General features: G+C 45.9%; 9 protein-coding genes. 1 reads left to right on the top strand and 8 read right to left on the bottom strand.

Translation table 11 applies throughout. The features are described 5' to 3' along the window. The first annotated feature begins 570 nt into the window (after positions 1 to 570). Positions 571 to 1,413, top strand: a complete 843-nt coding sequence (locus B5G00_RS07075; protein ID WP_087162981.1) for a hypothetical protein — start codon at positions 571 to 573, stop codon at positions 1,411 to 1,413. An 86-nt stretch (positions 1,414 to 1,499) separates the two neighbouring features. On the opposite strand, the gene B5G00_RS07070 is transcribed toward B5G00_RS07075, so the two are convergent. The 8 genes from B5G00_RS07070 to B5G00_RS07035 form a co-directional block, all read right to left on the bottom strand. Next, entirely contained in the window at positions 1,500 to 1,904 is a 405-nt protein-coding gene (locus B5G00_RS07070) for a winged helix-turn-helix domain-containing protein (protein WP_015573119.1), read from the bottom strand. Then, a complete protein-coding gene (locus B5G00_RS07065; RefSeq protein ID WP_087270567.1) occupies positions 1,894 to 2,283 on the bottom strand; it encodes a metal-dependent transcriptional regulator in 390 nt (129 codons plus the stop codon). The genes B5G00_RS07070 and B5G00_RS07065 overlap by 11 nt, the downstream gene beginning before the upstream one ends. 12 nt (positions 2,284 to 2,295) lie before the next feature. Next, positions 2,296 to 4,044, bottom strand: coding sequence for an ABC transporter ATP-binding protein (locus B5G00_RS07060; protein ID WP_087270565.1), 1,749 nt, complete (start codon positions 4,042 to 4,044; stop codon positions 2,296 to 2,298). Continuing rightward, a complete protein-coding gene (locus B5G00_RS07055; RefSeq protein ID WP_087270561.1) occupies positions 4,037 to 5,818 on the bottom strand; it encodes an ABC transporter ATP-binding protein in 1,782 nt (593 codons plus the stop codon). The genes B5G00_RS07060 and B5G00_RS07055 overlap by 8 nt, the downstream gene beginning before the upstream one ends. Positions 5,819 to 5,944: 126 nt before the next feature. Then, the gene (locus B5G00_RS07050) at positions 5,945 to 6,904 is read right to left on the bottom strand and encodes a helix-turn-helix domain-containing protein (RefSeq protein ID WP_087235308.1); all 960 of its coding nucleotides are present in this window, start codon (positions 6,902 to 6,904) and stop codon (positions 5,945 to 5,947) included. 5 nt (positions 6,905 to 6,909) lie between these two features. Continuing rightward, the gene (locus tag B5G00_RS07045; protein WP_330396317.1) at positions 6,910 to 8,313 is read right to left on the bottom strand and encodes an ABC transporter ATP-binding protein; all 1,404 of its coding nucleotides are present in this window, start codon (positions 8,311 to 8,313) and stop codon (positions 6,910 to 6,912) included. A 13-nt stretch (positions 8,314 to 8,326) separates the two neighbouring features. Next, positions 8,327 to 9,010: an energy-coupling factor transporter transmembrane component T gene (locus tag B5G00_RS07040; RefSeq protein WP_087235215.1), complete on the bottom strand. Its 684-nt coding sequence runs from the start codon at positions 9,008 to 9,010 to the stop codon at positions 8,327 to 8,329. Further along, on the bottom strand, positions 9,010 to 9,612 hold the full coding sequence (locus tag B5G00_RS07035; protein WP_087270556.1) for an MptD family putative ECF transporter S component: 603 nt from the start codon (positions 9,610 to 9,612) through the stop codon (positions 9,010 to 9,012). The genes B5G00_RS07040 and B5G00_RS07035 overlap by 1 nt, the downstream gene beginning before the upstream one ends. Positions 9,613 to 9,681 lie beyond the last annotated feature (69 nt).

Here is a 9,681-nt window from a genome sequence, read left to right as displayed (position 1 = left end):
CTATAGGATTTGTACTAACCAGCAAAGTCAGCAAATCTTATTTTACTCTGAGGTATCTTTTTTTCTCAACCACCTTTCGTGGAATTCCCTATATTTGTATTATACAGGAAGCTCCTGTATTTTTACTTTTCATAAGAATAATAGGGCTGCATTTTCGCAGAGTGGATGATTTTCTGTTTGTTCAATACTATATCTTTCCTTAACGCTTCATATGGCTCTGTTACTTATTTCATACGTATGGGATATGCAGATAGCAACTTTTATTGAAAAAGCAGAAATATTCCTATATTTTGTTGCAATATAATTTGACATATACCAGATATAGTAATATACTTATTCTGTAATCATTAATTGTGTTTATCCGGAAAAGGATATGCTGTTTAGGTTTGTAATCAGTCAGAGGGATATTCTGCCACCAGGGCAGTACCTTCTGGCTTTTTATTTTGCAGAGATCTCTGTACGAAGTTTGAGAATGAGCATCCGGCATCATTCTCTTTTTTTATGCCTGAAAGCAGGAGAGGAGGATTGAATTAAATTTCCGGAGGAACACCCACAAAAAAGGAGAAAAGAATGGATTTAGAATTTAGTATTGTATTATTTGAAAATGAAGGTTACGCAACAGCAAGAGGGGATAAAGGGGTACAGGATATTCTGGCATCTTCAGCCGATGCCGGATATATTAAGGACGGCACCTATCCCATTATTTTTAGATTGCATCCATATTGTTGGAAATGGTGGATCAGCCCGAAGCAGGAGGAAATGAACTTTTCTATGTTCACCCCCGATTCCTGGCTGGACAGACCTTTATGGAAAAACAAACCTATCCAGCAACGGTTAATCGCCGCACTGAAAGATTGGCAGAAGAAATACCTGCGGGCAAATGAGACGATCAAGCTGATCAGCAGCGGTAAACATATCTTATATCACTGTGAGGTGGAAACCGTATGTGGAGATGCAGAAATCTACTGTTTTGATTCTGTCATAGATACCATAGAGGATCACGCTCAGACAGAGGTCATCACAGGAAACTCTTTCATTAAGAATGTTCAGGGAAACGCTCAAATCCAATGCCTGGATGACCATGCTATGATCACTAATTTGTGCGAGAATGCAGTTGTCCATAAGATGAAAGATATTTCACTTATTCGTCATGCATATAGGGATAGCCAGATCCATACCATGCAGGACAACTCCCGTATTCTGAGCTTGAATGGAAATACACGGATTGGAACAATGAACGGCCATGCAATCGTTGACCTGGCATCGGGCCAGTCAGTCATTGAAAAGGTTTCGTGTGGCTGCGCTGTCCTGGGATTATCTCATGACGTGCAGATCAAAAAAATAGAAGCCGGAGCTACAGTCCTCCCGCTTCATGTGGATGGTTACCATGGTTCGACCATGCCGTTCTCATAATAGAAACTGTAGTAAATATCTTATGAAAGAACTCAAGGGACGCTGTGTAAAAAGCAGCGCCCCTTGATGGTTATAACGATTATTATTTATGCAATCTCAAACCGATACCCGACACCATATACGGTATCAAGATACCGGGGGTGCCGTGGTTCCTTCTCCAGCTTCTTCCGCAGGCTGCTGATCAGACAGTAGGCACTACTGTACATTTCTTCCCCGACATCCGTTTCCCCATAGATCAGGTGGCAAATCTGAGCATAGGTATACACACGTCCCGGATGCCGGGCCATGACTGCAAGGATGTCAAATTCCCTGGCAGTCAGAGGCACCTCTTTTTCCTCCACCATAACCTTACGTTGGAGCATATCCAGAAAAAATCCCGGATATCGGATCTGCTGCGGCTCCATGTAGATCTTCACACCTTCCAGAGTCTGGAGTTTTCTCTTGAAGCTGCAGATCTCCGGCAGCCGCTCCTCTGGAAATTCAATCACCATTTGTTTCTTCAGAATGTCCCAGCTCCTTCCATCTCTTCAATTTCTGGAAGCTCTGCTCACTGATGTCATGCTCGATCCTGCAGGCTTCCTGTTCCGCTGTGGCATCCTCCACACCTGCCTCAATCAGCCAGTTTTTAAAATAGCAGTGCCGTTCATAGATTGTCTCAGCCGTCTTACGGCCCTTCTCAGTTAAGTGAAGGAAATGGTCCTCATCTTTAACCAAGAAGCCGCATTGCTCCAAAATGGAAACCGCATTACACACACTGGGCTTTTTCACACCCAGATGCTGCGCCACATCAACAGAGCGAACCATTCCTTTTTTCTGCTGCAGGACAAAGATAGCTTCCAGATAATCCTCTCCAGATTTGTGAAGTTTCATATACCACCGCCTTTATTGTATCCGCCAGCCCTCGGCTTGTTCACGGATTTGGATAAACTTTTTATAAGTACCTTCCTGTTGTAGCAGTTCCTTATGTGTACCTCTCTGAGCCACAGTCCCGCCATCAATCACAAGGATCTGGTCGGCGTTCTCAATCGTAGCCAGACGATGAGCAATCGTAATAATGGTCTTGCCATGTGTCAGGGCAGAAATAGCTTCCTGGATCAGATGCTCATTCTCCGGGTCGATGCTTGCTGTCGCCTCATCCAAGATAACAATGGGAGCATCCTTGAGCATCGCCCTGGCGATAGAAATTCTTTGCTTTTCACCGCCGGAAAGCGAAGAACCCCCTTCACCAATCACCGTGTCATATCCGTCCGGCAAAGCCATTATAAAGTCATGGCAGCGGGCCGCTTTTGCGGCGGCGATAATCTGTTCATCCGTAGCGTCCGGGCTGCCGAATTTAATGTTATTCTTAATGGTATCCCGGAACAGGTAGACATTCTGAAAAACCATGCTGATATTTTTGAGTAGACTATCGCAGGTAAATCTGCGAATATCCGTTCCACCAATGGTAATCATTCCGCTGTTAACATCGTAAAAACGGGCAATCAGGTTACACAGCGTAGATTTTCCACTGCCAGATGGCCCCACGATGGCCGTTGTGCTATTTTGCGGAATTTTGAAGTTCAGGTCATGCAAAACAATCCGGCTGTCATATCCGAAAGAAACATCCCTAAACTCAATATCATAGGATGTCGGTTTTATGTCGGTGCCGTCCCGGTCGATATAGTTTACATTCTCCAACGCTTCCAGCTTATTCATGGCAGAGTCCACAACTCCGAGCATATGGGCCGCGTCATTGATATTCTCCACGCTGCCAAACATCACAAAAGAGAACAGAACAAACATCAGGAAGAATGCCATACTCATTTGTCCCTGCAACGCCTGCCATGCACAAATAAAGACAATTCCCATCGAAGCCAGTTTTAAGGCAAACAAATGCAGACAGTTAAAGGGAGTAAAGCCTTTTTCCACCTTGATATGAATATCTTTCAGGTCTTTACTGGCATTACGAAAGTTCTCAATAGAGGCCCCTTCCTGTCCAAAAGACTTCACAATGGAAAGCCCTCGGATGTATTCAATCGCTGCGCCGGACATATCTTCCATTGCTTTATGGGTTGTTGCAGCGTTTTTTTCACTGTGTCTGCTGATCCCTTGCAAAGCCAGCGCTGAAAGAGCAACGCCAACAATGGAAATAACCGCAGCAACGGGGCTGAAGAAGATCAGGCATAAAACGATGGCAATAAACTTTGCGTATCCATTGATGATGACATCCACCATTTTCATACCCTGTAATTCCAAAGTAGACAATTCCGTGGTAACGCCTGCCAGAATGTCACCGACACTGTTCTGTGAAAAGTACCCAAGGGGAACCCGTTTCAGTACATCGCCCAGATGAATACGCTGCCCGGCGGCCACTTCATATCCAATGCTCTCCTGCAATACTGCCCGGAGATAAGAAAGCAGGAAGTTCAATGCAATCGAGCCAATAATGATCCCCAGCATTTGCCAGATTAAAACAGTATCAATCGCAGTATTCGTCCAGTATGCCTGGATCGCTTTATCCAGTGCGAACGCGGCTGCCATTGTAGGAATAGCAGTAGACAAACTGCTGAAAAAGGAACACACAGAACCAAGATAGAGGCGGCCTTTATATTTACCAGCCCACCGGATAATGCGTTTCATTGACTTAAACATTGACAGCCACCTCCTTTTTCTCGCCCACAGACCAGTTCTTTGCACCAATATGAGCCTGCCACATATCCGCATAAAGCGGGCAGCGTTCCAGGAGTTCCTCCTGCTTTCCGCAATCAACAATCTGTCCTTTCTTCAAAACGACAATCTGATCTGCGTTTTGAATGGTAGACAGACGGTGTGCAATCACCAGCAGGGTCTTTCCTTTGGAAAGGGCCATGATGGATTTCTGGATTTTATCTTCATTCTGCGGGTCAGTGAAGGCAGTTGCCTCGTCCAAAATCACAATAGGCGCATTTTTCAGGATTGCTCTCGCAATAGCAATTCGTTGCTTTTCTCCGCCGGAGAGCCGCTTGCCAGCATCACCGGCCGGGGTATCATATCCTTTTTCCAGTCGAACAATGAAATCATCACAGCAGGCCGCTTTTGCGGCGGCATATACTTCCTCATCCGTAGCATTTGGATTACCCAGGCGGATGTTCTCTTTGAGAGAGCAGTTAAACAGGAAATTGTCCTGTGTCACGAAACTGACCAATTCGGAAAGCTGCCGGATGGAAAGTTCCTTGATATTCGTGCCGTCGATGGAGATGCTACCGCCGGTCACATCCCAAAATCGGGCAATCAGCCGGGCAACGGTGGACTTGCCGCCACCGGATGGCCCAACCAGGGCTGTAAAACTTCCCTGCGGCATTTTCAGGCTGATGTCATGCAGCACTTCGTTTTGCCCGGTGCCATCATAGGAGAAAGATACATCCTGTAAAACAATATCTGTGTGCCTGATCGGAACAATTTTGCCAGAGTCTGGCAATACGGGCAGGTTCAGAAGTTCATTTGCGGCTTCTACTGCATATTCCATTGACTTTGCCTCGTTGATAAAAGTAGTAGCCTTCATCAGCGGGCCGACAATACTCAGCGAGAGAATAATTCCCATCGCCAATTCAGCAGGCGTGATACTCCTGCTCTGCGTCAACAGCAAACCAATGGGAAGTACCCCCAACAGGGTGGTGGGCATGATCGCCATCATCAGGTTCATTGTTTTCCAGGTACTCTTGAACCATGCCAGGGTAAAGTCCTTAAAGGACTTTACCGCTCCCACGAACTTCTCATAGGAACTGGTGCTTTGATTGAACGCCTTAACAACCTCAATGCCTTCCACATACTCAATAATGACATTGTTTACATGATTGTTTGCCTCCATATAAGCTGCGTACTGGCTGTTATAGTTCCGCATGAGAAAGAACATGGGGATCATAGCCAGAACCGGAGCAATCAGAACTGCAAGGCCCAAACGCCAGTCAATCGCCAGCAACCAGATAAAAATAGCAACCGGAAGGAGCAGGTTCGATGTCAGCTCCGGGATCATGTGAGCCAAAGGCGGCTCCAAATCCTCCACCTTGTCCATGATAATATTCTTCAAGTAACCGATCCTTCGTCCCATTACTTCGCCAAGGGGCGCCCTCATCAGACGGTTTGCGATTTTCAGGCGGATACCTTCCAGTATCGTGTAAGCGGAGATATGTGCCAAAATTGTGGAAATGCCAAAGCAGATGACACGGATCAGGTATCCGCCTACTCCTACCAGACACCAGAGCAGGATGTTGTTCAAAGTAGCGGTCCGGTTAATGAACAGGAGCAGGATTTCATACACCGCCCAAAACGGAACAAAGCCTCCGGCAACACTTAAAATGGCACACAAAACCGAGAGGGTCATTTTCCCTTTGCAGGGACCTGCAAAAGAGAAAAGTGTTTTGACCCAATGCTCTTTTTGCTGCTTCATATCAATTCACCTCTCTCGATCAATTTAGCCAGCAAAGAAATAAGGATGGTTAATCTTTGCTAACCATCCTTAATGCTATCACAATTCAATTTTTCTTTCCGCTCCACACGGCCTTTTTTATTCCAATCAGATAATTGATTTTCGATATTCCAACGGCGTTTTTCCCATTGTCTGATGAAATGCGGACGCGAATTTGCTGGGGCTGTCATATCCCACAAGTCCCGCAATCTCCGCCACTTTCAGCGACTTATCTGATTTCAGTAAAGAGGCAGCATAGTTCATTCGATAGTTTCTCATGTATGTAAAAATCGGGCTGCCATATACCGATTTGAAACAGTTTTTCATAGGGGTCAGGGCAATATCAAACCGCGCGGAGAGTTCTTCCAAAGTATAGTTTTTGGTCAAATCCTGCGTCAGAAGTGCCTGGATCGCTTTGATTTTCTCAACCTGGCCTTTATAAAAATAGGGGCGTTCTTCTGTATGGCCCGAAAGTTCCAGTGCGTCCAGATACAGCAGCAGCTCCAACACTTTGATCTTGAAATAGTCCTTTTTGATTTTGACCGGGACATTGTAGAGTTCGGAAAAAATATGCTCAATGGCCGGTTCTCCTGGAATGACATAGGGTGTACGGTCGCTGCAATACTTTTTTTGCAATTCATAAAGATCCACAGAAAAGTCTTTCATAGAGGCCGGGATTTCCTTTGCCGCAGTCTCCATCTGAAAGCCAATGGAAATACCGTGATAGTGAGAAAGTGGAAATTCCACCTTGCCGGAATGATGGATGCGGCGATCCACCCGAAGATCGCCAGCCTCTAAATAGCTAAAGGCATTTTGGCCGACTTCCTGCTCAATGCGCCCTTCCCGGCAGTGGTCGATACAAAGCAGGTCCATATCTGTCTGGAAACCCGAAATGCACTCCTTCATGTGAAAATCATTATACATGAGAAATACACCGGGAAAGACATGATAGAGCGTCATCATGCCTTCACCAGAATTATCGCTTAAACGCATGACCTTGCAATCATCGGACTCGACCAGGTTTTGAACATTGGGGCCGTAGTACATTTCCCGGAACAGTTCCGGCATAGACGCTACCTCCTTTCTTTGGAGCATCCCTCCATATCAAATATTTTATCACAAGTCCGGCCCAAAAACTCAAAATCATGGGAAACAATGATGATAACTTTATTTTCATCATTCAACTTGCGGATCATGTTGCTCACTTCCAGCATACGATGATAGTCCAGCCCACTGGTAGGCTCGTCAAAGACAAGCACATCCTTGTCGGAGAGAATAGCGGTTGCCACCGCAAGGCGCTGCTTCTGGCCTCCTGACAGGGCCATCGGATGACGGTCTTTGAAATCCAGCAAATCAAAAGACCTGAGAATTTCTTCAATCCGCTCCGGCGGACAATCTGGCTGCGCCAGTTCACATTCGTTCCATACGCTGTCTGAAAAAAGCTGATGGTTCACATCCTGCATAACACAAAAGCTGGCCTTATTACGCTGTTTTGCTTTCAGTGTTTGCCCGTCCAGCCGGACTGTTCCATTCACTTCTTTCAAAAGCCCGCACAGGCAGCGCGTCATCGTCGTTTTTCCCGCGCCGTTATGACCGACAATCCCCAACACTTCGCCCCGTTTTGCAGAAAAGCCAAGGCCGCTGAATACCGGCTGCTTATCAAAGGCACAGGAAAGATTTTCTACGGATAAGCCTTCCTGCGCTCCTGGCGGATCGGCGGGAGGCAGCTCCAGCACAGGATGGACAAGACTTCTAAGCCCCATCCTGATACGCTGCTCATCCGAAAGATTGCGAAACTCATCTCTTGAAAAAGCCTGAACAATTTTTCCTTTTTGAATGAAGATCGCCCGGTCGATCAGGTCCATCAGAAAATATAGACGGTGTTCGGCAATAACAACCGTCCGTCCTTCTTTTTTGATCTGGATAATCTGCTGGCGTAAAGTGTCAATCGCGTCGGCATCCAAATTTGCTGTCGGCTCGTCCAGCACAAAAACGGACGGGTTCATGGCATATACAGAGGCAAACGCAAGACTTTGTTTTTCCCCGCCAGACATGGAAAAAATGTTTCTTCCCAAAAGCGATTGAATTTTCAGGGCGGAAACAGTGGCCTCATAGCGCTCTTTGATTTTCTTTGGTTCGACGCCTGCATTTTCCAGACCAAAAGTAATTTCGCTGTCCGAGTCAATATTGAAAAACTGAGATTTCGGATTTTGGAACACAGAGCCAACCTGTTCTGCCAGACGGTACATTTCTGTTTTCGGCACTTCCATACCGTTCACAATCGTTGTACCGGATAAAGTGCCGCCCTCGACAAAATGAGGGATTAAGCCGTTAATCAGTTTTGTCACTGTTGTTTTACCACAGCCCGACTCCCCTGTAAGGACAACACATTCTCCTTGTTGGATATTCAGGTCAATATGGGAAAGCGTTCCCTGCTCTTTCTCATATTCAAACGATACATCCTGAATTTGGATCACATGGAACACCTCCTTAACCTACCGTAATTGAAATCACACAAAAAATCAAACCTGCCGCCAGACACAAAAAGTCCTGCACACCGAACTTCATTTCAATCATGCTTGTCTTTGGTGCAGGATTTTCAATGCCCCGTGTAACAGCGGCTGCGGATAATTCTTCCGCTGTTGTTGTTGCAGAGATCATGATCGGCACCAGTAAGCACTCAATTTTTTGTACCCCATGAATATTACGGAGCTTCATGGCATCCCGGATATAGCCGGTTTCTTCTTTTAAGGCCGGAAAATACCGGACGGTTACAGACAAAGGAATAATCAATCCCTGCGGGATATGCCATTTCCGAAGCGCAACCATCAATTCCCGAACGGGCGTTTTCTGTAAAACCATCGTACCGACAATCAAACAAGGGAAAATCTTTCTTGCATAAGATACAATGATCGTGAAGCTGCTGGCTAAAATTTTCGGCCCGTTTGGGAATACATAGTATTGCAGCGCCAGACAAATCCCAAATGCGATTGCCAGTTTGCCTGCGGATTTTTGGCACCCGCAGGCAACGATCAGCAGGAGCAGAAAAACAACCCATGTAATTTCAACCCATACGGAATGCTGGGTAAAGGCCACAATATTTGCCAGCACCAACAAAAGCAATTCCGTCCGTGGATCGAACCTTAATGTATGTTTTTTGCCCTCCCCATTCATCACACAATTCCTGCCTTTACAAAGTGCTTTTTGAACAGACCTCTGGCAATAAATGCGCCGATGATACCACCGATGATCGGAGCAACAAACAGAACGATTAGCATTGTATTAGATGACAGAGCTTCAACTGCCGCGACATAATCAGCGGGCATTCCCTGTTCTGTAATCTGCGCCAGGAAATCGGCCTTAAACAACCAGATGGGAAGGGGAGAACCAACCATCCCCAGCGAAAAAATCACATAGGCAATCGAATTTCCCTTGAAGCTGTTATACTTAGTCACCGCTCGGACAACTTCAGCCAAAATGCAAGTAGAAGCCATCGAGATCAGGATCACCAGGGTAAATTGTCCAGTGACAAAATAGATAAGAGCAGTGATAAGCCCCATCAGGAAAACTGCACCCAGTTTTTGAACCTTTGCGACCATCAGCATAAAGGGAATGCCTGCAAACACCGCGATGAAGCCAGGCATCAGCATCCAAAGAACAGGGTGAATACCTCCCAGAAGCATGAAGGCAAAGTTGATGACAAAGTAGATTGCGGAAAAGATACCGATGGTAATGAGGTCTTTTCCCTTTAGTTTTTTTTCTAAATTATTGGACATAAATTTCCCTCCTTTAGTTAGCAACATCTAACCTTGTGTCCTAAAAAAAGCGCCCTGTGGCGTTTCCGT

The sequence above is a fragment of the Blautia sp. An46 genome, from assembly GCF_002161645.1.
GTDB classification, from domain to species: Bacteria; Bacillota; Clostridia; order Lachnospirales; family Lachnospiraceae; genus Blautia; species Blautia ornithocaccae.
This window is presented reverse-complemented; position numbering and strand designations above follow the sequence as displayed.

What these genes read in the sequence shown, in the direction of transcription:
- B5G00_RS07075 (WP_087162981.1), top strand. Translation starts at nt 571, where the DNA reads ATGGATTTAGAATTTAGTATTGTATTATTTGAAAATGAAGGTTACGCA.
- B5G00_RS07070 (WP_015573119.1), bottom strand. Translation starts at nt 1,904, where the DNA reads ATGGTGATTGAATTTCCAGAGGAGCGGCTGCCGGAGATCTGCAGCTTC.
- B5G00_RS07065 (WP_087270567.1), bottom strand. Translation starts at nt 2,283, where the DNA reads ATGAAACTTCACAAATCTGGAGAGGATTATCTGGAAGCTATCTTTGTC.
- B5G00_RS07060 (WP_087270565.1), bottom strand. Translation starts at nt 4,044, where the DNA reads ATGTTTAAGTCAATGAAACGCATTATCCGGTGGGCTGGTAAATATAAA.
- B5G00_RS07055 (WP_087270561.1), bottom strand. Translation starts at nt 5,818, where the DNA reads ATGAAGCAGCAAAAAGAGCATTGGGTCAAAACACTTTTCTCTTTTGCA.
- B5G00_RS07050 (WP_087235308.1), bottom strand. Translation starts at nt 6,904, where the DNA reads ATGCCGGAACTGTTCCGGGAAATGTACTACGGCCCCAATGTTCAAAAC.
- B5G00_RS07040 (WP_087235215.1), bottom strand. Translation starts at nt 9,010, where the DNA reads ATGAATGGGGAGGGCAAAAAACATACATTAAGGTTCGATCCACGGACG.
- B5G00_RS07035 (WP_087270556.1), bottom strand. Translation starts at nt 9,612, where the DNA reads ATGTCCAATAATTTAGAAAAAAAACTAAAGGGAAAAGACCTCATTACC.